Source organism: Couchioplanes caeruleus (assembly GCF_003751945.1).
In the GTDB taxonomy this organism is placed as follows: domain Bacteria; phylum Actinomycetota; class Actinomycetes; order Mycobacteriales; family Micromonosporaceae; genus Actinoplanes; species Actinoplanes caeruleus.
The window spans coordinates 2,017,131-2,041,450 of record NZ_RJKL01000001.1 but is presented as its reverse complement, the minus strand read 5'-3'; the positions used below and the strand labels follow the sequence as shown (position 1 = coordinate 2,041,450).

At 71.3% G+C, this 24,320-nt stretch carries 24 protein-coding genes and 1 pseudogene; 15 read left to right on the top strand and 10 right to left on the bottom strand.

Annotated features, from left to right (window positions below; genetic code table 11):
* Positions 1 to 343: 343 nt before the first annotated feature.
* On the bottom strand, positions 344 to 2,578 hold the full coding sequence (locus EDD30_RS08815) for a putative bifunctional diguanylate cyclase/phosphodiesterase (RefSeq protein ID WP_071809759.1): 2,235 nt from the start codon (positions 2,576 to 2,578) through the stop codon (positions 344 to 346).
* A gap of 54 nt (positions 2,579 to 2,632) precedes the next feature.
* Positions 2,633 to 3,113: pseudogene (locus EDD30_RS40475) on the bottom strand (methyl-accepting chemotaxis protein); the annotation flags it as partial.
* Between EDD30_RS40475 and EDD30_RS40470 the strand changes: the two are divergent.
* Positions 3,103 to 3,498 carry a hypothetical protein gene (locus EDD30_RS40470; RefSeq protein WP_123678186.1) on the top strand — a complete coding sequence of 132 codons (396 nt, stop codon included), beginning with the start codon at positions 3,103 to 3,105 and terminating at the stop codon, positions 3,496 to 3,498. The pseudogene EDD30_RS40475 and the gene EDD30_RS40470 sit on opposite strands and share 11 nt — an antisense overlap.
* A gap of 495 nt (positions 3,499 to 3,993) precedes the next feature.
* Positions 3,994 to 5,514: a methyl-accepting chemotaxis protein gene (locus tag EDD30_RS08800; RefSeq protein ID WP_084556456.1), complete on the top strand. Its 1,521-nt coding sequence runs from the start codon at positions 3,994 to 3,996 to the stop codon at positions 5,512 to 5,514.
* Here the strand turns inward: EDD30_RS08800 and EDD30_RS38920 are convergent.
* Positions 5,511 to 7,463 carry an MFS transporter gene (locus EDD30_RS38920; protein ID WP_071806050.1) on the bottom strand — a complete coding sequence of 651 codons (1,953 nt, stop codon included), beginning with the start codon at positions 7,461 to 7,463 and terminating at the stop codon, positions 5,511 to 5,513. The genes EDD30_RS08800 and EDD30_RS38920 overlap by 4 nt on opposite strands.
* 190 nt (positions 7,464 to 7,653) lie before the next feature.
* Between EDD30_RS38920 and EDD30_RS08790 the strand changes: the two genes are divergently transcribed.
* The gene (locus tag EDD30_RS08790) at positions 7,654 to 8,085 is read left to right on the top strand and encodes a universal stress protein (RefSeq protein WP_244945170.1); all 432 of its coding nucleotides are present in this window, start codon (positions 7,654 to 7,656) and stop codon (positions 8,083 to 8,085) included.
* A 24-nt stretch (positions 8,086 to 8,109) separates the two neighbouring features.
* Here EDD30_RS08790 and EDD30_RS08785 read toward each other — a convergent pair whose 3' ends face one another.
* Together EDD30_RS08785 and EDD30_RS41420 are read right to left on the bottom strand one after the other, a co-directional pair.
* On the bottom strand, positions 8,110 to 8,748 hold the full coding sequence (locus EDD30_RS08785) for an HNH endonuclease family protein (protein ID WP_071806048.1): 639 nt from the start codon (positions 8,746 to 8,748) through the stop codon (positions 8,110 to 8,112).
* A 193-nt stretch (positions 8,749 to 8,941) separates the two neighbouring features.
* On the bottom strand, positions 8,942 to 9,070 hold the full coding sequence (locus tag EDD30_RS41420; RefSeq protein ID WP_280526137.1) for a hypothetical protein: 129 nt from the start codon (positions 9,068 to 9,070) through the stop codon (positions 8,942 to 8,944).
* Positions 9,071 to 9,425: 355 nt separating this feature from the next.
* On the opposite strand from EDD30_RS41420, the gene fabG reads away from it, so the two are divergent.
* The 6 genes from fabG (at position 9,426) to EDD30_RS08755 (ending at position 14,982) form a co-directional block, all read left to right on the top strand.
* Positions 9,426 to 10,130, top strand: coding sequence for a beta-ketoacyl-ACP reductase (fabG, locus tag EDD30_RS08780; protein WP_071806047.1), 705 nt, complete (start codon positions 9,426 to 9,428; stop codon positions 10,128 to 10,130).
* A gap of 21 nt (positions 10,131 to 10,151) precedes the next feature.
* Positions 10,152 to 10,919: an enoyl-ACP reductase FabI gene (gene fabI / locus EDD30_RS08775; protein WP_071806046.1), complete on the top strand. Its 768-nt coding sequence runs from the start codon at positions 10,152 to 10,154 to the stop codon at positions 10,917 to 10,919.
* A 116-nt stretch (positions 10,920 to 11,035) separates the two neighbouring features.
* A complete protein-coding gene (locus EDD30_RS08770; protein ID WP_071806045.1) occupies positions 11,036 to 12,064 on the top strand; it encodes a ferrochelatase in 1,029 nt (342 codons plus the stop codon).
* Complete coding sequence (locus tag EDD30_RS08765; protein WP_071806044.1) at positions 12,061 to 12,840, top strand: HAD-IIA family hydrolase; 780 nt, start codon at positions 12,061 to 12,063, stop codon at positions 12,838 to 12,840. Before EDD30_RS08770 ends, EDD30_RS08765 begins: the two co-directional genes overlap by 4 nt.
* Before the next feature lie 3 nt (positions 12,841 to 12,843).
* Positions 12,844 to 13,449, top strand: coding sequence for a class I SAM-dependent methyltransferase (locus EDD30_RS08760; RefSeq protein WP_071806043.1), 606 nt, complete (start codon positions 12,844 to 12,846; stop codon positions 13,447 to 13,449).
* 30 nt (positions 13,450 to 13,479) lie between these two features.
* Entirely contained in the window at positions 13,480 to 14,982 is a 1,503-nt protein-coding gene (locus EDD30_RS08755; protein ID WP_071806042.1) for a PP2C family protein-serine/threonine phosphatase, read from the top strand.
* A gap of 4 nt (positions 14,983 to 14,986) precedes the next feature.
* On the opposite strand, the gene EDD30_RS08750 is transcribed toward EDD30_RS08755, so the two are convergent.
* Both EDD30_RS08750 and EDD30_RS08745 read right to left on the bottom strand, forming a co-directional pair.
* On the bottom strand, positions 14,987 to 15,391 hold the full coding sequence (locus EDD30_RS08750) for an ATP-binding protein (RefSeq protein ID WP_071806041.1): 405 nt from the start codon (positions 15,389 to 15,391) through the stop codon (positions 14,987 to 14,989).
* Positions 15,384 to 15,722 (bottom strand): STAS domain-containing protein, encoded by a 339-nt coding sequence (locus EDD30_RS08745; RefSeq protein WP_071806052.1) that lies wholly within the window; start codon positions 15,720 to 15,722, stop codon positions 15,384 to 15,386. The genes EDD30_RS08750 and EDD30_RS08745 overlap by 8 nt, the downstream gene beginning before the upstream one ends.
* Before the next feature lie 140 nt (positions 15,723 to 15,862).
* Between EDD30_RS08745 and EDD30_RS08740 the strand changes: the two genes are divergently transcribed.
* Together EDD30_RS08740 and EDD30_RS08735 are read left to right on the top strand one after the other, a co-directional pair.
* Positions 15,863 to 16,609, top strand: coding sequence for an alpha/beta fold hydrolase (locus EDD30_RS08740; RefSeq protein ID WP_211277815.1), 747 nt, complete (start codon positions 15,863 to 15,865; stop codon positions 16,607 to 16,609).
* A gap of 55 nt (positions 16,610 to 16,664) precedes the next feature.
* The gene (locus EDD30_RS08735) at positions 16,665 to 17,852 is read left to right on the top strand and encodes a methyl-accepting chemotaxis protein (protein WP_071806039.1); all 1,188 of its coding nucleotides are present in this window, start codon (positions 16,665 to 16,667) and stop codon (positions 17,850 to 17,852) included.
* 69 nt (positions 17,853 to 17,921) lie between these two features.
* On the opposite strand, the gene EDD30_RS08730 is transcribed toward EDD30_RS08735, so the two are convergent.
* Both EDD30_RS08730 and EDD30_RS08725 read right to left on the bottom strand, forming a co-directional pair.
* Positions 17,922 to 18,425, bottom strand: a complete 504-nt coding sequence (locus EDD30_RS08730; protein WP_071806038.1) for an NUDIX domain-containing protein — start codon at positions 18,423 to 18,425, stop codon at positions 17,922 to 17,924.
* Complete coding sequence (locus EDD30_RS08725; protein WP_071806037.1) at positions 18,418 to 19,200, bottom strand: hypothetical protein; 783 nt, start codon at positions 19,198 to 19,200, stop codon at positions 18,418 to 18,420. The genes EDD30_RS08730 and EDD30_RS08725 overlap by 8 nt, the downstream gene beginning before the upstream one ends.
* A gap of 88 nt (positions 19,201 to 19,288) precedes the next feature.
* Between EDD30_RS08725 and EDD30_RS08720 the strand changes: the two genes are divergently transcribed.
* On the top strand, positions 19,289 to 20,098 hold the full coding sequence (locus EDD30_RS08720; RefSeq protein WP_071806036.1) for a DUF3097 domain-containing protein: 810 nt from the start codon (positions 19,289 to 19,291) through the stop codon (positions 20,096 to 20,098).
* A gap of 322 nt (positions 20,099 to 20,420) precedes the next feature.
* On the opposite strand, the gene EDD30_RS08715 is transcribed toward EDD30_RS08720, so the two are convergent.
* The gene (locus EDD30_RS08715; protein ID WP_071806035.1) at positions 20,421 to 21,734 is read right to left on the bottom strand and encodes a serine hydrolase domain-containing protein; all 1,314 of its coding nucleotides are present in this window, start codon (positions 21,732 to 21,734) and stop codon (positions 20,421 to 20,423) included.
* 118 nt (positions 21,735 to 21,852) lie between these two features.
* Between EDD30_RS08715 and EDD30_RS08710 the strand changes: the two genes are divergently transcribed.
* From EDD30_RS08710 to EDD30_RS38915, 3 genes are all read left to right on the top strand, one after another.
* Positions 21,853 to 22,302, top strand: a complete 450-nt coding sequence (locus tag EDD30_RS08710) for an NfeD family protein (RefSeq protein ID WP_071806034.1) — start codon at positions 21,853 to 21,855, stop codon at positions 22,300 to 22,302.
* A 10-nt stretch (positions 22,303 to 22,312) separates the two neighbouring features.
* Positions 22,313 to 23,428 carry an SPFH domain-containing protein gene (locus EDD30_RS08705; RefSeq protein ID WP_071806033.1) on the top strand — a complete coding sequence of 372 codons (1,116 nt, stop codon included), beginning with the start codon at positions 22,313 to 22,315 and terminating at the stop codon, positions 23,426 to 23,428.
* 168 nt (positions 23,429 to 23,596) lie between these two features.
* Positions 23,597 to 24,286: a hypothetical protein gene (locus EDD30_RS38915; RefSeq protein ID WP_071806032.1), complete on the top strand. Its 690-nt coding sequence runs from the start codon at positions 23,597 to 23,599 to the stop codon at positions 24,284 to 24,286.
* Positions 24,287 to 24,320 lie beyond the last annotated feature (34 nt).

The following is a 24,320-nucleotide window of genomic DNA, read 5'->3' as shown; positions in this document are numbered from 1 at the left end:
GGGACGGCGCCGTGCCGACCACCGTCAGCGCCGTCAACCCGACGCATGCGGCCACATGATTCGATGTCGTCGTCATACCTACGCTCTCTGCATGCCGTGAGCGGTGTCCGCGCATGTACGTCGACCGTAGGGCGCCTTCACGGACCCGCCATCCGGCGTTGGTCAGGGTGGACCCCTTACTTTCGTAAGGCCGAGGCGGCCCCGGAGGCGACGCGCCGACCACGACAGAAAGCCGGCCGACCACGACAGAAGCCGGCCGACCACGACAGAAAGCCGGCCGACCACGACAGAAAGCCGGCCGGCCGCGGCGGAAAGCCGGCCGGCCACCGCCGACGGGTCGGCGTCAAATCGCGGCGGGATCCACCGCGCTCTCCCGATTGCGGCGGAAGTCCGGCTGAGCCTCGGGTATGCCGAAGTAGTAGCCCTGTGCCAGCCGGTACCCGAGGCGTTCGAGCTCCGCCGCCTGCTCCGCGGTCTCCACCCCCTCGGCCACGGCCGTCAACCCCAGACCGTCGGCGACCTGGATCAGGGCCGTGGCGATGACCGCGTGCCGACCCGCCATGGTGATGGTGTCGACGAAGCTCTTGTCGACCTTCAGCACGTCGACCGGCACGGTCTGGAGCAGCCCCAGCGACGAATGCCCGGTGCCGAAGTCGTCGAGCGCGATGCGGACGCCGAGGTCGTGCAGCCGGTGCAGGGTGTCGACGGCCGGCCCACCCTCGAACACCGCGGTCTCGGTGACCTCGATGGTCAGCCTCGTGGCGCTCAGACCGCTGTCCTCCAGCGCCGACGCCACCAGGGCGGCGAAGCCGCGGTGGGCGAGCTGGCGGGCGGAGGCGTTGACGCTGATGTGTTCCGGTGCGACGTCGCCCAGCTCGGCGTACCAGCGGGAGGCCTGGTGGCAGGCCTCGCGGAGGATCCAGGCGCCCAGTTCCATGATGAGGCCGTTGCGTTCCGCGACCGGAATGAAGTCGACCGGGCTGATGAACCCGCGTTCGGGATGATCCCAGCGGACCAGGGTCTCCACGGCCTTGATGCGGCCGTGCGGCAGTTCGACGATGGGCTGGTAGACGAGCCGGAACTGCCCGGAGTCCAGGGCCGTGCGCAGCTCCGCGCCCAGCCGGGCCTCCTCGCCCGCCTGCTGGTCCAGCTCCGTGGCGTACCAGCGGCAGGTTTCGCCGCTGGTCTTGGCGGCGTACATGGCGATGTCGGCGCGGCGGACCAGTTCCATGGCGTCGGTGGCGCCGGTGGCGTCGGCCATGCCGACGCTTCCGTTGACCAGTAGTTCGTGGCCGCCGACGCGGAAGGCGTCGTGCAGGGCCGCGGTGATGGCGTCGACCACGGCGGCGGCCGAGTCGGGGGTCGCATCGTCGATCAGGATGGCGAACTCGTCGCCGCCCATGCGGGCCACCTGGGCACGGTCGTCCATGCCGGTGGACAGGCGCCGGCCGACGGCGACGAGAAGTTGGTCGCCGACGGCGTGGCCGAGCTGGTCGTTGACGGATTTGAAGCCGGTCAGGCCGAGCAGTGCCACCACGGGCCGGCCGCCTCTGTGCAGCGCCTTGCCGAGGTCGCGTTCGAAGCGGCGCCGGTTGGCCAGGCCGGTCAGGTCGTCGCGCATGGCCATGTCGGTGAGCTGCCGGGCCTGGCGCTGCACCTGGCCGACGAAGCCGGACATGCGCAGCAGCACCAGGAGGAACAGCACGATCGCGCCGATACCGATGGCGGTGCGGTCGTTGACGTTGCCGCCGATGCGGGGCACGAGCAGCAGCGCGGGTCCGAGCAGCGAGCTCGTGGCCAGTAGCAGGATGCGTCCCGCGGTCATCCGCGACTCGACTTGGGCGACGGCGACGCGGGGGAACATCGACGGATGCAGGGCGGCGGCGCCCCACGTCACGTACGAGAGCATGAACGCCGCGTCCAGGAGGGTGCCGTCGGAGTCGGTGTACAGGTCGAGCAGCGAGTAGCCGGTGTCGGCGATGAGCAGCAGCACCACGCCGACGGCCAGCAGTCGCATGGTGGGTGTCCAGGCCGCCATGCCGAAGGCGAGCCGCGCGAGCAGGGCCAGCAGCAGCACGTCGACGGCCGGGTAGGCGACGCTGACGAGGCGTTCCAGCATCGGCGCGGTGGAGTCGGAGGCGACGGGCTCCATCATCGCGACCCAGAACACCAGTCCCAGGCCGGTCGCGAGGATGGTGGCGTCGACCAGGCCGGCGAGGTCCCGCCTGCCGTTGTCGCGGGACATCCGGTGCAACGCGAACAAGATCATCGGGTACGCGCTGAGATAGAACGCGTCGGCGGCCGAGGGGTACGGCGCCTCGACCTCGGTGTACTGGTAGTACTCGTAGACGATGTCGCCGACGACCCAGACGGCCTCGGCGGCGGCGAACCAGTACCACATCGCCGGGTGCGGCGGCCGGTGCAGCCGGATGGCCAGCACGATGCCGAGCGCGGAGGCCAGGCCGATCACGTTGTAGACGATGTTGCGGCCCATGCCGCCTTCCGGCAGCAGGTAGTAGCTGCCGGTGGCGAGCGTTCCCACCGTCAGCCACAGCCACCAGAGCCTGCTATGCCGCACGCCCCGACATCGGCGTCGGAGAGTGGCACTTGAGGGATCCGCCGAGATCACGCCTCAGTACCGGAGGTGGCTGACAAGTTGGTGCAGGCCGGTAGACATCCGTGCCAGCTCGTCGGCAGCGTGCCGGGCCTCTTCGACCTCGCTGCGGGTACGCCCGGTGACGTCGGCCACGTCGTCGGCGGCGGCGGCGGAGGCGATCTCGGTGCTGCCCCGGGCCGCCCCGGTGATGCCCCGGCTCACCTCGGCGCTGGTGACGCTCTGCTCCTCGACGGCGGCCGCGATCGTCACCTGCTGGCTGTTGATCTCGCCGACCACGGCGCCGATCCGTTCGATGCCCTCCACCGCGGCGCCGGTGTCCGTCTGGATGGCGTTGACCTGGGCGACGATGTCGGCGGTGGCGCGGGCGGTCTCCTGCGCCAGCTCCTTGACCTCGCCGGCGACGACCGCGAAGCCCTTGCCGGCCTCGCCGGCCCGGGCGGACTCGATGGTGGCGTTGAGGGCGAGCAGGTTGATCTGCATCGGCGATGCTGGTGATCAGCCCCACCACGGCGCCGATGCGTGCGGAGGACTCGCCGAGGCGGCGCATGGTGCTGTCGGTGACGGCGACGATGTCGACCGCCTGGGCCGCCGCGTCGGCGGCGACGCCGGCGCTGCGGGCGATCTCGGCGATGGCCGCGTCCATCTCCTCGGCGCTGGCGGCGACCGCCTGCCCGCTGCCGGAGACCTCGTCGGCCGCGGTCGAGGCGGTGGCCGCCTGGCCGGCGGCGTCGGTGGCGTCGGCGGCCAGCCGGTCGCTGGCCTCGGTGAGCTGGGCCTCGGGAAGCGAGTCGAGCAGCTCCAGTACCTGCGCCTTGCTGGCGAGCAGGCCGTATCGGCTCGTGTCGGGGTTGTTCCCGTCCAGGTACTCGACGCCCCACTGAACGACCTCGCCCCAGACGTACCCCTGCCAGCCGTTGATGTCGTTGTCCAGGAACCGGAGCTCGGTGACCTGCTTGACGAGCGCGTTGAGGCGCACCATGTCGGCCTGCAACGACGATTGTCGTCGGGCGCCCCACAATCCGGCCCCGGCGACGCCGGTCATCAGCAGACAGACGGCCCAGGAACGCCATGCCCAGCCGAGAATCGACAGACAAATTCCTCAGGCGCCGGCGCATGTGCCGCTCTTTCCCTCAGACGATTCGAATGCATCTGTCAGATTGGCCTGACCGTTGGTGGACTGAGAGTCATGGTGTTTGCGCGGATTGCTCCGGATATGCGCTTGCCGGCTTAACATTCGGTGAACTACGTATTTTTTCGCTCCCGGCCGCCGATGCAGACCTTGCCGGGTGATCGGTCCGGCCAGAGACGAAAGCGGGGCAGCGGTGCGCGCTGGAAGTTGGGTACGGGACCGCCGTGTATCGGCGAAGATCCTGGCAGTGGCCGGTGTCGCGGTCGCCGGCACGGTGATCACCGGGATACTGAGCCTGGTCGGCATCGCGGACCTGCAGAGCACTCGGGCGCAGGAACTACAGCGGGCCGTGCCGTACGTCAGCCATCTCAACGAGGCCGCCCTCGCGGCGAAGGCCGCGGCCAACGACGAGCGCGGCTATTTCATCGGTGGGGACACCAAGTTCCGCGACGAGGCGCTGGGCCGCAAGAAGACCGTCGACGAGGGCCTGGCCGCCGCGCGATCGCTGGGCGGCCCGGCCGAGCAGGCCACCGTCGATCAGCTCAAGAGCAAGACCGACGCCTGGTTCGCCGCGGTGGAGGCGGAGTTCAAGACGTACGAGACCGACCCGAAGGCGGCGGTGGCCGCCGCGATGGGCCCCAACCGGGACCTGCGCAAGGCCTACGAGACGGCGATGGGTGAGGAGATCGACCGGGCCAGCGACGCGGTGGTGGCCGGGCATGAGTTCGACTCCACCGTGACCACCACCCGCACGGTCGTGCTCGTCTCACTGGTGGTCGCCGTGGCGCTCGCGATCGCGCTGGCGCTCGCCGTGTCCCGGATGATCCTGGGCCCGCTGCGCCGGGTGTCCGGCGTGCTGGACGCCATGGCAGCCGGCGACCTGACCCGCGACGCCCAGGTCGACCAGCGTGACGAGCTGGGGCAGATGGCCGGCAACCTGCGCCGGGCCACGACGACGCTGCGCGAGGCGGTCGGCGACCTGGCCCGCCACTCGGGCGAGCTGGGCACGGCGGCGGACTCGCTGGCCCGCACCAGCCGCGACAGCGCGGCCGGTGCGGAGGCGGGTGCCCGGCAGGCCGGTTCCGTGGCGGAGTCCGCGGCGCTCATGTCGACGAACATCCAGACCGTGGCCGCCGGCGCCGAGGAGATGGGCGCCTCGATCCGCGAGATCGGCGAGAGCGCCACCCAGGCCGCCGGGGTCGCCTCCCGTGCGGTGGACGTCACGGCGGCCACCAGCGGCGTGATGGCCAAGCTCGGCGAGTCGTCGATGGAGATCGGCAATGTCGTCAAGGTCATCACCGCGATCGCGGAGCAGACCAACCTGCTGGCGTTGAACGCGACCATCGAGGCGGCCCGGGCCGGCGAGGCGGGCAAGGGCTTCGCGGTGGTGGCCTCGGAGGTCAAGGACCTCGCGCAGGAGACGGCCAAGGCGACCGAGGACATCAGTCAGCGCGTCGCGGCGATCCAGGCCGACACCACCGGCGCGGTCACCGCGATCGAGGAGATCAGCGAGATCATCGCGCGGATCAGCGACTTCCAGACCACCATCGCCTCGGCGGTGGAGGAGCAGAGCGTGACCACCGCCGAGATGAGCCGCAACGTCGCCGAGGCGGCGACCGCGGGCGGGCAGGTCGCCTCGACCATCACCGACGTCGCCCACTCCGTGCAGCTCACCACCGTCGGCGTCGGCGAGGCCGACCGGGCCGCCGGTCAGCTCGCCGCGATGTCGGTGGACCTCAAGCGCATCGTGGAGCGCTTCGTCGTCTAGCCGGGGGGCCGGGCGTCCGGGCCGTCGTCGGTCATCGAGCCGGCGGCGGTCCGGTCCGCATCGCGCTCGGCGTGCGCGGCGTCGGCGCCCGGCGCCGCGAACATGCGATCCTCGTCCAGCGCCGAAGTCTGCACCACGAGGACGTCGCAGACCGCGTTCTTCACGACGCCCCCGGGCACCGATCCGAGGAGCTGGCCCCGGCTCGCGCCCAGCCCGCGGTTGCCGACGACGATGAGGTTCGCCGGGTTGGCGCCGACCGTGTCGAGCAGTGCCTGGGCCGGATCCCCGGCGACGAGCCGCTGTTCGATGAAGCGCGCCCGCTCCCGGGTGAGGCCGGTGACCGACTTGTCCAGGGCCTCGCGTGCGGCGTCGACGCCGTAGATGTCGCGGCGCGCCCCTTCTCCGGGTGCGGCGGCGGAGGCGGCGTCGTCCTCGCGGTATGCCGTGACGACGACCAGTTTCGCCTGGGCGGCCTGCGCCACCTCCGCGGCGCGGTCCACGGCGTACAGGCTGGTGGGGGTGCCGTCCGAACCGACCACGACCCGGTCGTACACGGTGATGCTGCGCTTGCTGCCGAGCGGGACGATCGGGGACTCGTCCGCCTCGTCGGGCGGGTTGACCCACAGCATCGCCACGGCGCCGATGGCCATCAGCACGCCGGCCAGGGTCATCGCGTTGCTGCCCCTGCTGTCGAGCAGGTGGGTGTAGATCCAGCCGAACGTGACCGTCTCGATCAGCATCGGTACGACGATCATCATGTTCAGGATGCCCATGTAGACGCCGGTGCGCTTGGCCGGCACCATGCTGGCGACCATCAGGTACGGTACGCCGACCGCACTGGCCCAGAAGATGCCGAGGCCGATCATCGGCGCCAGGGCGACGTACTGGTTGTCGATGCGGGCCAGCCAGATCAGCGCCACCGCGGCCAGGCCGAGGGCGATCGCGTGCACCCGCTTGGCGCCGAGCCGCTGCGCGAAGCCGACCAGGAACAGCGCGGAGATCATGGTGACGAAGTTGTAGGCGGCGTTCTCCAGGCCGCTCCAGGCGATCGCGTCGTCCCAGGCCGGGCCGCCCTGTTCGGGCGTGGCGCCGAACACCGTCTCACCGAGACTGACCGCCAGGAACTGCCAGTAGATGAACATGGCGTACCACTGGAAGAGGAAGACCACGCCGATCTTGTGCATGGCGATCGGCATCGCCTTGACGGCGTCCTTGATCTCGACGACCGCGTGGTGCACGCCCTTGGGCGCCGAGCGGATCTCCGCGATCTCCTCGTCCGAAGGGGTCAGTTCCTTGGTACGCGCCATCGCGGTCAGCACCGTGAGCAGGATGCACACCGTGCCGATCATGAAGCAGACGTACATCCAGTAGGGCACGCCGTTGCCGGCGGTCTTCTCCAGTGCCGTCACCTTCTGCAACAGGAACAGCGAGAGGTTCGCGAGCACCGCCCCGGCACCGGTGAACATGCTCTGGGTCAGGAACCCGCGCGCCAACTGGGACTTGGGCAACCGGTCCGAGATGAACGCCCGGTACGGCTCCATCGAGGTGTTGTTCCCGGCGTCGAGCAGCCAGAAGCAGAGCACGGCGATCCAGAGGACGCCGACGAAGGGGAACGCGAACAGGATGATCGCGCAGAGGATCGCGCCGGCGGTGATGAACGGGCGGCGCCTGCCCCAGCGGGGATGCCATGTCCGGTCGCTGATCGCGCCGATCAGCGGCTGGATGATCAGGCCGGTGACCGGCCCCGCGAGGTTGAGGATGGGTAACTGGTCGGGGTCCGCCCCGATCAGCAGGAAGAGGGGGTTCACCGCCGACTGGGTGAGGCCGAAGCTGAACTGGACCCCGAAGAAGCCGAGGTTCATCATCAGCAGGGCGGTGCCCGTCATCAGTGGCCTGCGTTCGGCCTGGCCGGCACCGGTCGAGACGGACTCCGTCGTCGTGGCGGTCATGGCGACCCCTCCGGACTATGTGATCCAAGTCACCTGCGCCTCGACGCTAAGCCCGGCGTGTGGGGGCCGCAACAGATGTCGATGGCCGCGCGGCCGTCACCGCACATCGTGGAGGATGCGTCCGCTCGGATGGCGGCCCGGCGGGAACGCGCCCACCATGAGGGCGGTCGACACTGGAGAGGAGACGACCGTGGGCGAGTGGAAGACCATCGTGGTCGGCGTCGACGGATCACCCGGCAGCCGCAAGGCGCTGAGCTGGGCCGCCGCCGAGGCTGCGGAGCACGGTGCCGATCTGGTGGTCCTCAACGTGTGGGAGCACACCCTGCTGCCGCCGGCGGGCAGCGTCAGTGTGTCGGAGCACTACGTGCCCGACCCGAGCCAGCGTACGGCCGAGGACCTGGTCCAGGTCATCAAGGAGGAGCTCGGCGAGCGGCCGCCGGTACTCGTCAAGCCGCAGGTCAAACAGGGCAGGGCGGCCAAGGTCCTGATCGAGGAGTCGGAGGGTGCCGACCTGCTGGTGGTCGGCAAGCGCGGTCACGGCGGCTTCGCGGGCCTGGTGCTCGGCTCGGTCAGTCAGCACGTCGCCGCGTACGCGAACTGCCCGGTGACCGTCGTCCGCTGACGCGGACGACGGTACCTCGCGGCCCTAGGCGGTGCAGGTGTTCAGGGTGTTCTGCAGTGCGGTCCTCTCGGACGACTGCAGGGTGAGGTCCCAGTGCGACTTCACGGCGATCCACATCTTGGCGTACGTGCAGCGGTAGCCGCTGACCGGCGGAAGCCAGGTGGACGGGTCCTGGTCGCCCTTGGCCTGGTTGACGTTGTCGGTGACGGCGATGAGCTGGGGCCGGGTCAGGTCGTTGGCGAAGCTCTTCCGCTTGCTCGTCGTCCAGGAACTGGCGCCCGAGCGCCAGGCCTCGGCCAGCGGGATCACGTGGTCGATGTCGACGTCGGAGGCGGCGGTCCAGGTCGCGCCGTCGTACGGGGAGTACCAGCGGCCGGAGGTGGCGGCGCAGGCCGCATCGGTGGTCACCGAGCTGCCGTCGCGCTGGAGGACGGTCTCGCGGGTGTTGCAACTGCCGCTGACGGTGCCCCAGTGCGGGAACAGGTCGCGCGAGTAGCCGCTCATCGAGCCCTGCGCGGCGACCGTCAGCGCGTGCAACTGGGACTGGGCGGTGGCCTTGCTCGGGATGCCGGGTGGCGTGGCGGATGCCGGCGCGGCGGCGATGCCGACGGTGGCCACTGCGGCTGTCAGGATCGCGGCGAACAGCGTCTTGCCTCGGCTCATGGCCGGCTCCCATCAGAGTCTCAGCGGTGCCGTGGCCGGCACCATCTGAGGTATAGATGCGAGTCAGTGTCGAGCAGAGTGTTGCTTGTGTGAACATCTCATTGCGGTCGTACGACGGAGAGCCGTCTCCCGTCGCTGGTGGTGGGCCCGCGAAGGTAGACGGCTGGTGTCCGAAGTGTGAACCGGGTGGATCTCAGGGTGCGTGGTGGACCAGGACGAACACCACCACGATCCAGGCGGCGGCGATCGTGAAGCTGAGCGGGGCGACGAAACGGCGCATGGCAAGACTTTCCGGCGAGAAGCGGAAGGGAGAGGTGCGCACGGGAGAAGTCGCGGCCGGCACCCTGCTCCGTCGCGGCGCGGCACGACAGCACCGGGCTTCGTACGGAATGCACGAAGCCGCGCTGGGCAGGGGAGCGGGGTGGGTTCTCGTCAGCGGGAACGGCGGTGACGAGCGGCCCGGCCACGACTGGGAGGATCGCTATCTCGCACAGCGATCACCTCCGTCGGTCGTGCGGGCGTCTGAACCGTCGACGAGCGTACCGCTTGCCGGCAACCGGACGAACCGACACCCCGTCGGTGTCATCCACCACGTGTGCCCGGTTCCGCCTACCCGTAGGTAACGCCTAGTCTTCGAGCGGTTCGTATCTTGCACAAGGCGAGGAGAGGAGCAGCGCGTGGCCCGCACCGTGTTGGTGACCGGAGGTAACCGCGGAATCGGCCTGGCGATCGCCCGCGCGTTCGCGAAGCAGGGCGACCGGGTGGCCGTCACGCACCGGGGCAGCGGCGCCCCCGAGGGACTGTTCGGCGTCCAGTGCGACATCACCGACGGTGCCGCCGTCGACGCGGCCTTCACCACGGTCGAGAAGGAGCTGGGCCCGGTCGAGGTGCTCGTCGCCAACGCCGGCATCACCGACGACACGCTGATCATGCGCATGTCCGAGGAGCAGTTCACCCGGGTCCTGGACACCAACCTGACGGGCGCGTTCCGCTGCGCCAAGCGGGCCAGCACCAAGATGCTGCGCGCCAAGTGGGGCCGGATCATCTTCATCTCCTCCGTCGTCGGCCTCTACGGCGGACCGGGCCAGGTGAACTACGCGGCGAGCAAGGCCGGCCTGGTGGGCATGGCCCGCTCGATCACCCGGGAGCTCGGCGGCCGTAACATCACGGCGAACGTCGTCGCGCCGGGCTTCATCGACACCGAGATGACCGACGTGCTGACCGAGGCCCGCCGGGAGGAGATCCTCAAGGCCATCCCGGCCGGCCGGCTCGCGGCTCCCGACGAGGTGGCGCAGGCGGTGACGTTCCTCGCCGGCGACGGGGCGGCGTACATCTCGGGTGCGGTCGTGCCGGTCGACGGCGGCCTCGGCATGGGTCACTGACCCTCGACTTCAGGAGAGAGCGTGTCTGGACTGCTGGCCGGTAAGCGGCTGCTCATCACCGGCATCATCACCGACGCGTCGATCGCGTTCGCGGTGGCGAAGCTCGCCCAGGAGAACGGCGCCACCGTCGTGCTGACCGGGTACGGCCGGCTGTCGCTGGTCGAGCGGATCGCCAGGCGGCTGCCCGAGCCCGCGCCGGTGATCGAGCTGGACGTGACGAACCCGGAGCAGCTCGCCGGGCTGGCCGGCAAGGTGCGCGAGCACGTCGACGGCCTGGACGGCGTGGTGCACTCGATCGGGTTCGCGCCGCAGAGCTGCCTCGGCGGCGGATTCCTGGACGCGCCCTGGGAGGACGTGGCGACGGCGCTGCAGGTGTCGACGTACTCGTACAAGTCGCTGGCCACGGCCTGCCTGCCGCTGATGGGAGAGGGCGGCAGCGTCGTCGGGCTGACGTTCGACGCGACCAAGGCCTGGCCGGTGTACGACTGGATGGGCGTCGCCAAGGCCGGGCTCGAGTCGGCGTCCCGCTACCTCGCCCTGCACCTCGGCAAGCAGGGCGTACGCAGCAACCTGGTGTCGGCCGGGCCGCTGCGGACGATGGCGGCCAAGTCCATCCCGGGCTTCGAGCAGTTCGAGGAGGCGTGGGCCGACCGGGCGCCGCTGGGTTGGGACCTGACCGACCAGGAGCCCACCGCCCGCGCGGTCTGCGCCCTGCTCTCCGACTGGTTCCCCGCGACCACGGGCGAAATCATCCACGTCGACGGCGGCTACCACGCCTTGGGTGCTTGAGTATTTGGCCTCCGCTTCGCTCCGGCGGGCACTGCGCCCTCCTCATCGGCGGGCGCAGTGCGACTTTGGTCGCGGTGGTGGGGAAGGGCAGATGACGGGCGTGTAGGTTTCGTCCGGTGGTGTATGACGCGTTTGTGCTGCTGTCGTTCGGGGGGCCTGAGCATCCCGATGAGGTGATGCCGTTCCTGCGGAATGTGACGCGGGGGCGGGGCATTCCCGAGGAGCGGCTCGCCGAGGTGGCCGAGCACTACTACCACTTCGGCGGCGTTTCGCCGATCAACCAGCAGTGCCGGGACCTGCTCGCCGCCGTGCGGGTCGACTTCGCCGCGAACGGGATCGGCCTGCCGACGTACTGGGGCAACCGCAACTGGCAGCCGATGCTCGCCGACACCGTGGCGCAGATGCGCGACGACGGCATCACCTCGGCCCTCGGCTTCGCCACCAGCGCGTACGGCGGGTATTCCTCCTGCCGGCAGTACTGGGAGGACATCGCCCAGGCACGGGAGAAGGTGGGCCCCGGCGCGCCGGCGATCACCAAGCTGCGGCAGTTCCACGATCACCCCGGTTTCGTACGGCCGCACGCCGACGCCGTCCGCGCCGCTCTCGCCACCCTGGACCCCGGCCGCCGCGCCACCACCCGGCTGGTCTTCACCGCGCATTCCATCCCGGTGTCGATGGCCGCGACCGCCGGGCCGGACGGCGGCCGGTACGAGGCGCAACTGCAGGAGACCGCCGCGCTGGTGCACGCCGCGGCCGCGCCGGAGCTGCCCTGGGACCTGGTGTGGCAGAGCCGTTCCGGCCCGCCGCAGGTGCCCTGGCTGGAGCCGGACGTCAACGACCATCTCGGGGTGCTCGCCGGCAAGGGTGTCACCGACGTCGTGGTGAGCCCGGTCGGCTTCGTCTCCGACCATCTCGAGGTGATCTGGGACCTCGACAACGAGGCCCGGGACACCGCGGCCCGGCTCGGCCTGGGCTACGCCCGCGCGGCCACCCCCGGCACCGACCCCCGGTTCGTCGCCATGGTCACCGAGCTGGTGCGGGAGCGGACCGCCGGCGTCGCGCCCCAGCGGCTGGGTACGCTCCCCGTCTGGGACGAGTGCCCGGCCGCCTGCTGCCCGGCACCGCAGAGACGAGGAACTCCATGACCGAGCGCAAAGCCATCGAGAGCTGGCTCACCGACATGGACGGCGTGCTCGTCCACGAGGGCCAGCCGGTGCCCGGCGCGCCCGAGTTCGTCAACCGGATGAAGACGTCGGGCAAGCCGTTCCTCATCCTCACCAACAACTCGATCTACACACCGCGCGACCTGCAGGCCCGGCTCGCCCGGATGGGCTTCGACGTGCCCGAGCAGTCGATCTGGACGGCGGCGCTGGCGACCGCGCAGTTCCTCGCCGACCAGCGCCCGGGCGGCACGGCGTACGTGATCGGCGAGGCCGGGCTGACCACCGCGATGCACGCGGCGGGCTACGTCCTGACCGAGTTCTCGCCGGACTACGTGGTGCTGGGCGAGACCCGCACCTACAGCTTCGAGTCGATCACCAAGGCGGTCCGCCTGATCAACGGCGGCTCCCGCTTCATCTGCACCAATCCCGACGCGACCGGCCCGTCCACCGAGGGCGCGCTGCCGGCGGCCGGGTCGGTGGCGGCGATGATCTCCAAGGCGACCGGGGTGGAACCGTACTTCGTGGGCAAGCCCAATCCGATGATGATGCGCTCGGCGCTCAACGTCATCGGCGGGCACAGCGAGAGCACGGCGATGATCGGCGACCGGATGGACACCGACGTGCTGTGCGGCCTGGAGGCCGGGCTCGAGACCATCCTCGTGCTGACCGGCATCAGCACGCGGGCGGAGAGCGAGCGGTATCCGTACCGGCCGTCGCGCGTGGTGGACAGCGTCGCCGACCTGATCGGGGAGATCTGAGCCGTGACCCGACGACCGGGCGACGCCGAGGCGCCGCGGGCAACCGTCTCCGCCGAGCATTTCCTAGGGCTGTATCTGGCGAAGGACGACCCGTGGGACAACGCGACGAAGTGGGACGACCAGCGCAAGTATGCGGTCGCCGTGGCGAGCCTGCCCCGCGAGCGCTACCGCCGCTGCTACGAGCCCGGCTGCTCGATCGGGGAGCTGACCCGGTTGCTGGCACCGCGCTGCGACGAGGTCCTCGCCGTCGACTGCGTCGACGCGGCGGTGGACCAGGCCCGCGAGGCGGTCCGGGATCTGGCGAACGTACGGGTGGAGCGCGCGATGCTGCCCGCCGAGCTGCCGGACGCCACCTTCGACCTGATCGTGGTGGGCGATCTGCTCTACTACCTCTCCGCCGAGGACCTGGACCGCCTGCTCGACGGCCTGGTGGCCCGGCTGGAGCCGGACGGGGACATCGTCGCGGTCCACTTCCGCGACCGGCGGCACGGCGGCAACTACGACGGCTTCAACGTGCACGCCGCCCTGGCCGAGCGCCCCGGGCTCGAGCGGCGGGTCCGCCACGAGGACGAGTGGTTCGTGCTCGACGTCCTGCGGCGGCTGCCCTGACGCACGCCCCGCCGGGGCTAGGCTGCCGGCATGGCTGAGGACCTCGCCGCACTCGTGCAGAAGGTGCTGTCGGCGATTCCGGCCGGGTGCACGTGGCTGCTGCCGGTCACCGGCCCCGGCGGCGAGATCGTCGACTTCACGATCGCCGCGACCAGCGACCGGGTGGCGGACCTCTACCACCGGGGGTCGAGCCGGCGGCAGGCCCGGATCGCCGAGCTGTACCCGTCGATGGTCGGCGGTCCGCTGTGGAACCTTTATCAACAGGTGCTCGCGGACGGTGTCCCCGGCGAGCTGAGGGACTTCGTCTACGAGGATCACCACGCGGGTGTGGTCGCGCAGTCGCACTTCGTCGTCACCGTGCAGCGGGTGCTCGGCGGCCTCATGGTGTGGTGGCAGCGCTCCGACGAGACCCAGCGCCGGATGGAGCGCACCGAACTGCTCGGCAGCCTGGGCTGGACCGAGTACGACCTGGTCACCGGCCGCAGCGACTGGTCCCCGGGGATGTACCGGATCTTCGGACGGGACCCTGAGCTCGGGCCGATGAGCTGCACCGAGCAGGGGGCCGCGATGCTCGCGGAGGACCGGGGGATCGCGGAGACCGCCTGGCAGACCCTCGACACCGGCGCGACCTCCGACGTCACCATCCGCTTCTGCATCGGTACGGCCGTGCGGCACCTGCGCATCCTCTCGGACGCGGCCCGCGACGCCGGCGGGGTGCCGGTGAAGATCTACGCCGTCGTGCAGGACGTCACCGCGCGGGAGGAGTCGCGGTCGGCGATCCAGCGGCTGGCCGACCGGTTGCGGACGCGCGAGACGACCGCGCTGGCCGAGCACCGCCTCGCCGCCCAGCTCCAGCAGTTGATCCAGCCCGTACCGGCGGAGCCGATCGCGCTGCCCGGGCTGGAGGCGGTGGTCGGCTACCTGCCCGCGGAGAAGGCGGTCCGGGTGGGCGGCGACTGGTACCACGCGCAGACGCTGCCCGGCGGGCACGCGCTCCTGGCGGTGGGCGACGTGGCGGGTCACGGGCTGGAGGCGGCCAACGGGATGGCGCATCTGCGGTTCGCGCTGATGGCGTGGCTGTCGATCGGGATTTACGACCCCGGCACGCTGCTCGGGCACATGAACCGGTTGTGCGTGCAGCTCGGGCTCACCGGCACCGCCGTGGTGGGCCGGCACGATCCGGTGACGAGGCGCCTGTCCTGGGCCCGCGCCGGGCACCTGCCCCCGCTGCTGGCCCGCGCGGGGACCGCGACGGAGCTGCCCCCGCCGCCGGGAATGTTGCTCGGCGCCGACGCCGACGCCCGCTTCCCGGCGGCCGAGGTGCCGCTCGTGGAGGCCGACCTGGTCCTGTTCTACACCGACGGCCTGGTGGAACGCCGGGGCGCCCGCGCCGTGCTGCCGGACGTCAAGCGGCACCTGTCGGCCGTGTCGGCGAGCCCGGGCCCGGATCCGCTGGTCCGGCTGCGGGGCCTGCTGCACGCGGCGAACCCGGACGACGACACGTGCCTGCTCGCCGTACGCGCCAGATCCTGACCGGTCAGAGCCGCAGCCGGATGCGCACCCGGGTGCCGTCCTCGACGGCGGTGGTCTCCACCTCGTCGCAGATGTGGGCGACGATGGCGAGCCCTCGGCCGCCCAGGGCGTCGGCGGCCGGCATGCGACGTCCCCACTCCCGCATCGGCCCCTGGTCGACGACGTCGCAGACGACCACGCCCGGCCGAGCGAACACCCGGACCCGGCCGCTGCCCGCGGTGTGCTGCAGCGTGTTGGTCGCCAGCTCGCTGACGGCCAGGACGAGCAGCTCGGCCCGCCGGTCGCCGAGGCCGAGCGCGGCCGCCCGGGCGGCGACGAAGGCGCGGACGGTGCTCAGGTCCGCGGGTTGGTGGTAGTCGAGCGAGTCGGCGTCGGCGACGAGCGGCGGGTCGAAGACGGGATCAGCCATGGTCGGCCTCCCGGGGACCGGTCTCGGGCGGGGCGAGCAACTGCGCCACGCCGGTGATCTCCAGGACGGTCGCGACGGGTCCCCGGGCGTTGACCACATGCAGTCGCCCGCCGGCCCGCTTCGCCGCGTGGTGGGCGGTGACCAGGGCGTGGATGCCGCTGGAGTCGACGAACGTGACCGCCTCCAGGTCGACGACCACCAGGTCGGCGCGGTCGATCGCCCCCAGCAGCAGCTCGCTCAGCCGGTCCCGGCCCTCGAGGTCGCATTCCCCGGCCAGCGCCAGTACGAATCGGCCGGGTGCGGTGGAGGTGGTGGCCTCGAAGCGCGCCATCGTGGTCAAGCACCCTTCGCTCGCAACGGGAGGACCCGCACATCATGCCACCGGCCCGCTGCTGTGGCGCGCACTGTACGGCCTGAGCGGGAGGAGCTGCCCACTGTCCACCGTGCTCCAAGGTCGTCATAATGCGTGTCATGGTGACGACTGTGGGTAGTGGACCCGCCAGGGTCCTGGCACTGCACGGCTGGTTCGGCTCGGCCCGGGGCTGGGGATACCTGCCGGACCTCATCGACCGCGCGCGCTTCACCTGGGCATTCCCGGACTATCGCGGATACGGCGACCGCCGCGACGTCGCCGGAGAGCACACCATTGCCGAGATCAGCCGGGACGCCCTGGCCGCCGCCGACGACCTGGGCTGGGACCGGTTCGCCGTGGTCGGTCACTCGATGGGCGGCAGCGCCGCGCAGCACGTGCTCGCCGACGCGCCGGAGCGGGTCACCCACCTGGTCGGCATCAGCCCGGTCCCGGCCGGCGGGGTGCCCTTCGACGAGCAGGGCTGGGCGCTGTTCGACGGAGCCGCGGGCGACCCGGCGAACCGGAAGGCGATCATCGACCTGACCACGGGGAACCGCCTCTCGGCGCACTGGCTCGACCGGATGGTCCGGGAGAACCTGGAGTCGTCCACCGCGGCGGCGTTCGGTGCCTACCTGAGCGCCTGGGCGCGTACGGACGTCACCGACCGGGTCAAGGGCAACCCGGTCCCGGCGCTCGCCGTCGTGGGCGCCCACGATCCGGCCCTGGGCGCGGCGACGATGGAGGCCACCTGGATGACCACGTACCCGCATGCGCGGCTGGAGGTCATCGCCGAGGCCGGCCACTACGCGATATACGAGACGCCCGTGCGACTGGCGACGATCCTGGAGGAATTCCTGACGATCTGAGGCCTGCGTCACAAAAACGGCTCAACTCTGGCGTTCTCCCGTCGATAAGTCGGACATGTTCTCCCTGCTGGATCGGGTGCCGCCCAAGCTCCGTACCTTGATCGCCATGCTCTGCTTCGTCGGCGGGTTCGTGGTGCTCGCGGTGGTCACCCGGTCGCTGGCCGGTTCGGTCGCGCAGACCCTGCCTGCCGGCTCATCCAGCCGGGAGGACCTCGAACTGGTCGCGAGCCTCGCCCTGTGGGTGCCGCTGGTCGTCGTGCCGCTCGTCCTGATCCTGCAGGTGTCGGTGGTGTCCAGCCTGGTGCGGGTCCTGAAGATCTGCGCGAACGTGATCAAGGACGCGGCCGCCGGCGACCTCGCCCCCCGGATGCCCGTCGTCGGCAAGGACGAGCTCGGCCAGATGGCCGTCGCCTACAACGCGATGATGAACCGCTTCCAGGATACGGTCGACGGCATCCGGCAGGCGGTCGCCGAGCTGAACTCCTCCACGGGCACCCTGGAGCAGGTCAGCACCACCATGACCCGGGCGGCCGAATCCACCGCGGGCGAGCTGGAGACCGTGGCGCACTCGGCTCGGCGCACCAGCGACGAGGTCGGCTCGATCGCCGACGGCACCCAGCAGATGCGGGTGGCCATCGAGGAGATCAGCACCAACACCTCCGACGTCAGCCGGATGACCGACGAGGCGGTCTCCGGGGTCGCCGTGGCCACCGAGAACGTGTCCCGGCTGCGCGACTCCAGCCAGGAGATCAACGACGTGCTGCGGTCGATCAACGCGATCGCCGCGCAGACCAACCTGCTGGCGCTCAACGCCACCATCGAGGCGGCCCGGGCCGGCGAGGCGGGCCGCGGCTTCGCCATCGTCGCCGGCGAGGTCAAGGAGCTCGCCCAGGCGACCGCCCAGGCCACCGAGGAGATCGCCCGCCGCATCGAGGGCATCCAGCACGACACCGGCGAGACGGTCGAGGCGGTCAGCGGCTTCTCCGCGATCATCGGCTCGATCGCCGAGCACCAGATCACCATCTCGGCGGCGATCGAGGAGCAGACCGCCACGACCGGCACGATGGTCCAGGGCGCCAGCCTCGTCAGCACCGGCACCGCGCAGATCAGCCAGGCCATCTCGGCGGTCAGCACGGCGGCCAACGAGGTACGCGGCGCGGCCGCGGACACCCAGCGCTCGGTCGGCCAGTTGACCGGCACGGCTGCCCGCCTGCAGAGCCTCGCCGCCGTCTTCCACTCCTGACCGGCGCGGCCGTCGCTCTCTACAGCCCGGCGGGCCACCCGGGCTCCAGGCCAGCGGCCGCCCGGGCTCCTACAGTCCGGCGGCCACCTGGGAGAACCAGCGGTCGGCCACCCTGGTGTGCAGCTCGAAACCGAGCGGCCGCGGCCCGTCCAGCACCAGCCGTTCCCGGGTCTCGTCGTTCGGTGGCGCCTCGGGCAGGTCCGTGGCGGCCGCCAACGCCGGGAAGAGGCCGAAGATCAGCAGGGTGCCGTCGGGGGCGCTGAGCGCGTCGTACAGGCGTACCGAATCGGCGTCCGCCCGCAACCCGGTCTCCTCCCACAGCTCGCGCGCCGCGGCCTGCTGCCAGGTCTCGCCGACGTCGATGAAGCCGCCCGGCAGGGCGAGCCGGTCCCGCGCGGGCGGAATCGCCCGCCGGACGGCGAGCAGCCCGCCGGCCACCGGCTGGACCGCGACGGCGACCGGCGCCGGGTTCTGATAGCTCGTCTCACCGCACGCCGCGCAGCGGCGGGGCCACGGCTGGTCGGGGGTGAAGCGGGCACCGCAGAACGTGCAGTGCGCGAAACGATCAGGCATGCAAGGGAGAATTGCACGCCGCGACGAGCGCCTGCCGGCAGGCCGTCGTCAGCGGCCGCAGGGCCGCGTCGCGCTGCTGCGCCTCGTAGCCGTTGACGGCGCCGCCGGGCGCGTTGTGCTCGGCCAGCGCGAGCACCTGGTCGAGGATGCTGGCGCGGGCGAAGAGCCGGCGCGACCGCGGGTCGAAGCCCGGCGGCAGCGTCGCGGTGCTCTCCGGGCGGCGCAGGGCCTGCAGCGCGCCCGCCAGCTCCGGGCGCCACTGGGCGACGTCGAGGCGGGTCAGCCGGCTGGTCGCCTCGGTGAGGGCCTGGGTCAGCTCCGCCTCTGCCTCCGCCGATCCCATCTGGAACACCTGCCGGTATTCCGTGACGGGGAAGAAGCGCCACAGGACCGTCTCGAACGTGACCCCCGAGCCCGACGTGTGTCGGCGCACCTCGGGAACGACGCCGAACCCGGGCGTCATCACCGCCTCGCCGGCCACCAGGGCGGCGCCGGTCAGGTCGCCCGGCCCGGGCAGCCCGCGCGGGTCGCCGGGCACCGGCAGCACCAGGCGGATGTCGTCGGGATGCAGCTTCGTGAACGCCGGCAGCGCCTGTCCCAGCGGCACGTCCGTCCAGGTGCCGGGGGCGTCGGCGACGAGGTGCTCCTCGTCGCCGGAGATCTCGTCGGCCAGCTCGTCGAAGGGAACGAGGCCGGCGCGCCAGGCGCGCACCCAGGCGACGAACCGGGTCGACCGGCGCGCCGTGAGGGTCGCCGCATCTGCTGCGGGGGACATGCGAGCAAGGGTACGTGTCCCGCGCCGACGTTGTCTCGGCCGGAGCGTCGGTTACGGCGTGTCCGCGCGGACGAGTTACGGTGCGCAGATGTATGGGGAGGACGTACTTGCCGGCAATTGGCGACGCCGCTCGGTGATACCTGAGGTGGACGCCGAGCCGGGCCTGGTGGTGGAGGACGCCGACGCCGGTTTCTGCGGTGCGGTGGTCGGCTTCGAGTACGGCGCGGTGGTGCTCGAGGACCGGCACGGCCGGCGCCGCAACTTCCCCCTCGCACCCGCCGGCTTTCTGCTCGACGGCAAGGTCGTCACTCTGCGCAGACCCGCCGCGGCCCCGGCCGCCCCGCAGCGCCGACGTACGGCCTCGGGCTCGGTGGCGGTCCGCGACGTGCGCGCCCAGGTCGCCAAGGCCAGCCGCATCTGGGTCGAGGGCATCCACGACGCCGCTCTGGTCGAGCGGATCTGGGGCGACGACCTGCGCATCGAGGGCATCGTCGTGGAACCGCTCGCCGGCATCGACGACCTCGCCGGGGCGATCCGCGACTTCCGCCCGGCCCGCTCGCGCCGCGTCGGCGTCCTCGTCGACCACCTCGTACCGGGCTCCAAGGAGAGCCGCATCGTGGCCGCGGTCGACGACCCCGACGTGCTGGTCACCGGCCACCCGTACGTGGACGTGTGGCAGGCGGTCAAACCGCAGCGGGTGGGACTGCGCGAGTGGCCGGTGATCCCGCCGGGGCAGTCCTGGAAGGAAGGCGTCTGCCGGGCGGTCGGCGTCGCCGAGCCGGCCGACATGTGGCGCCGGATCCTGGGCAGCGTGAACAGCTACAAGGACGTCGAGACGCCTTTGATCAACGCCATGGAACGCCTCATCGACTTCGTGACGGAGCCTGTCGACGAGTGAAGCAGTGCTCACCACGAGGTCGCTTGGTGTAGCGGACGACGTGCAGAAGGTCTCCTCGGCTCGGGCGTTCGGACGAGCGGACGTGCGCCGGCTCGCCACGGTCGTCCGTCGAGTGGCCACGGGGCAGGCCGAAGGCTAAGGGGTTTGCACGGGGCGGTCGATGCGGGTGCCCGTGCCCGGCAGGTTGCTGCTCGGATGCAGGCCTGTCAACGTGCCGCCGGGCGCCTCTTTCCGCACCCTGGCCCCGTACAAATGGTCGAACCTGTTCCTCGGCTGGGACGAGGAACTGATGCCGTTCGGCGTCCGGCGACATTTCTGGGCGCTACGCCAGGTGGCGGGGGTCGCGGGCGAAGACGAAGGTGGCGATGTCGAGCTTGTCGACCGTGCCGTCCGCGGAGCGCAGCACCGCGAGGACCTCGCCCGCGTTGACGCCCTTCGTGCCGCGCCAGCGGTCCGGTGCCTCGCGGGCGAAGCGCCACGGCTCCCGCGCCGAGTAGCCGACCGGCGCCATCACCAGCTCCTCGCCGTCCGCGACGACCTCGTACTCGCCGCCCATCCACCACCAGCGCCCGCAGAGCTCGGAGGCCTCGCCCTGGGGTGCGGGCGCGGGGCGCCACGGCTGCGGCGGCGCCGGCTCGGTGTCCAGCACCGTCGTCAAGGTTTCCAGGGCCACCGCGCGGATGGAGGTGCCGCGCAGGCCGTAGGAGTTGGCGAAGGCGACTACCCCGGTGCGGCTGGGGCGGTGCACCAGCAGGCTGGAGACGTACCCGGGCATCGATCCGCCGTGGCCCGCGTACACCCGCTCGCCGACCCGGTGCAGCTCCGGGCCGAGACCGTGGCCGGCGGTCCAGGTCTCGTCCTGCATCACCACCGGCGTGCACATCTCGTCGACGGTTCCGCGGCTCAGCACCGTGGGCGCCGGATCGGCGAGGAACGCGGCCCACTTGGCCATGTCGGTCACCGTGGACCAGAGCTGCCCGGCCGGAGCCATCGCACCGGCGTCCGGCCGGGGCTCCTCGTGCAGGGTGCCGTCGAGGGCGTGGACGACGTAGCCGCGGGCGTACGGCTCGACGGGGGAGTAGGTGGTGCGCTTCATGCCGAGCGGGTCGAGTACCCGCTTGCCGACCAGATCCCGCCAGGACTCCCCGGTGACCCGCTCCAGCACCGCCCCCAGCAGCCCGTACGCGAGGTTGGAGTAGTGGTACGTCCGGAACGGCGGCCCGGCGATCTTGTCGAAGCCCAGCTCTCGGAGCAACTGCTCGACGTCGCCGCCGTCGCGGCGCTCCCACCACGGGCCGTCCGGCTCGCGTTGCAGCCCGGAGACGTGGCCGAGGAGTTGGCGCAGGGTGAGCCCGCCGACGGGGGTGCCGGGCAGGTGCCGGTACAGCAGGTCGTCGAGGGCGAAGAAGCCCTCGTCGCGCAGTTGCATGACCATCGTCGCGGTCAGGGTCTTCGTGATCGACCCCAGCCGGTACTGCGTCTTCGGATCCGGTGGCGGCGTCTCGCCGGCGCCGGTGAAGTGCAGCAACGAGCGGTCGCGGACCACTGCCAGCGCCAGTGACGGCGCCCGGCCCGCGGACTGCGCGCGGGCGGCGATCTCGGTGACACGTCGGCCGGTTTCCGGCAGCAGGGACACGGTGAGCCTTCCAGGAAGAGGAGTCATGGGTCTAACTGCGTGGAAACGGATATGGCTACGCCGGCAATGGTGCTGACGCGGTGTCGCCCCGCGTGCGCGAACGTGTCACGATCAGGGGATGGAAGCCGTCCTCTGGTTGGTCCTCGCCGTCGCCCTCGCGATCGCGGAAGCCTTCACCGCGACCTTCCTGATCATCTTCTTCGCCGCCGGCGCCCTCGCGGCGGCCGGCGCCGCGGCGCTCGGCGCCCCGGTCCTCGTGCAGGCCATCGTCTTCGCGATCGTCTCCGGTCTCTCCGTCGGCGCCGTCCGTCCCGTCATCATGCGCCATCAGCGGCCGGCGCTCGAGTCGGGCGAGACGCCGTTCGGCATCGAGGCGATCGAGGGCGCCCAGGCGACCGTGCTCGAGGAGGTCGACGCCGACCACGGTCTGATCAAGATCGATGGCGAGCTGTGGTCCGCCCGCTCCTTTGACGGGACCGAGAAGTACCTGCCGGGCGAACATGTCCGGATCATCAAGGTCAAGGGCGCCACGGCCATCGTGTGGCGCGATGACACGCCCCATATCTAGAGAGGCACCCATGGAAGTCGTTGTCGGTGTACTCGTTTTCGTGATCGCGCTGTTCGCGGTGATCACGTTGATCCGGTCGGTCCGCATCGTCCCGCAGCAGCGGATGGACGTCGTCGAGCGACTCGGCAAATACAAGCGCACCCTGTCGCCGGGCCTGAACCTGCTGGTCCCGTTCGTCGACGCGGTCCGCACCAAGGTCGACATGCGCGAGCAGGTCGTCAGCTTCCCGCCTCAGCCGGTGATCACCTCGGACAACCTCGTGGTCAGCATCGACACGGTGCTCTACTTCAAGGTCGTCGATCCGGTGCGTGCCACGTACGAGATCTCCAACTTCCTGCAGGCCATCGAGCAGTTGACGGTCACCACGCTGCGCAACGTCATCGGCTCGCTCGACCTGGAGCGCGCCCTGACCAGCCGCGAGGAGATCAACCGGCACCTGTCCAGCGTGCTCGACGAGACCACCGGCCGGTGGGGCATCAAGGTCACCCGGGTGGAGATCAAGGCGATCGAGCCGCCGCCCAGCATCCGCGACTCCATGGAGAAGCAGATGCGCGCCGAACGCGAACGCCGGGCGACGATCCTCAACGCCGAGGGCCACAAGCAGGCGGCGATCCTCACCGCCGAGGGTGAGAAGCAGTCGCAGGTACTGCGCGCCGACGGTGACCGGCAGGCCCGCATCCTCCAGGCCGAGGGCCAGGCGAAGGCGATCCGGACGGTCTTCGACGCGATCCACACGGCCAACCCGTCCCAGAAGGTCCTGGCCTACCAGTACCTTCAGGCCCTCCCGCAGATCGCCAACGGCACGGCCAACAAGGTCTGGATCATCCCGACCGAGCTGTCCAAGGCCCTCGACGGCCTCGGTGGCGCCCTCGGCGGCCTGGCGAACATGGTCGGCGACCAGCCGTCCGAGTCGGTCGACGCCGGCGCGGTCGAACGCGAGGCCGCGGCGGCGGCGCAGGAGGCGGCGGCCGAGGCGGCGGCGGTCCACGCGCAGGTCCGGGCAGCGGAGGCCGAGGCCTCCGGCGACACCGGCGCCAAGGGGCTGCCCGCGCCCGAGGCGATCCCGCCGTCGGCCGCTCTCGGCGCCGCGGACTACAACGGGGCGGGCGAGCCCGAACGAGCCTGACGCCCCCGGCCGGTCGTCCCGGCGACCGGCGGTCCCGCACCCGGGCGGGTGCGGGATCGTAGCGAATATCGCAAAACCCCGCGCCGATGCGCGGGGTTTTGCCATGGTGGTTTCAGGATTCCGACCGGTGCCCCCGGCCGCTCGGCTTGAGCCCACCAAGGCGGAGCCATGAGCATCAGTCAGTACCAGACCGCCAGTGGCCGCCCGTTGCGGGTGGCCCCGGCCTGGGTCGGCGCCCCGAGCACGGCGGCCACCGACGACCATCTGCTGCCGGTGCGCGAGGCGGTCTGGATCTGGTCCGTACGCCGATATGCCCGGGTCGCCCTGTGGGCCCTGCCGGCCGGCGCGGCGCTCTACGGCTGGTCGACCCTCGGGGTCCCGGCCTGGTCGGCCGTCGGGGTGTCCGCCCCGGCCGGGCAACTGGTGGTCGAGGTCGCGGCCGGCTGGCTCTGCACCCTCGCGATGATCGCGCTGGCGGGGCTGCTGGCCGGGTCGCGTACCCGTCGCCCGGCGGTGGCCGGACTGCTGATCGGGCTGGCCGGCGCGCTCCTGTGGCTGCCGCTGCTGGCCCTGCCCGCCGGCGGGTCGCCGGGACCCGGTCTGACCCCGGCGCAGATCCACACGGCGTCCACGCTGGCCGCGGCCGTCATGGGCCTCGGCTGGCTGCTCCTCGGCTGGGCGGTGCTTCGCTCCAAACTGGTCAATCCGGCCGACGGCGTACTGCTCATCCTCGCGGCGGTGTCCATCGGGGCGGGCTCGCACGCGGTCACACCACTGCCGACGGTCGGCGCGCTGCTCCTGCTGGCGGCGGGCATGGGTCTCGCCTGGACCGGCTCCCGCCTGATCCCGCCCGCCTAGATCGTCAGAAGCCCGCGCGCGTCCCGCATCCGGC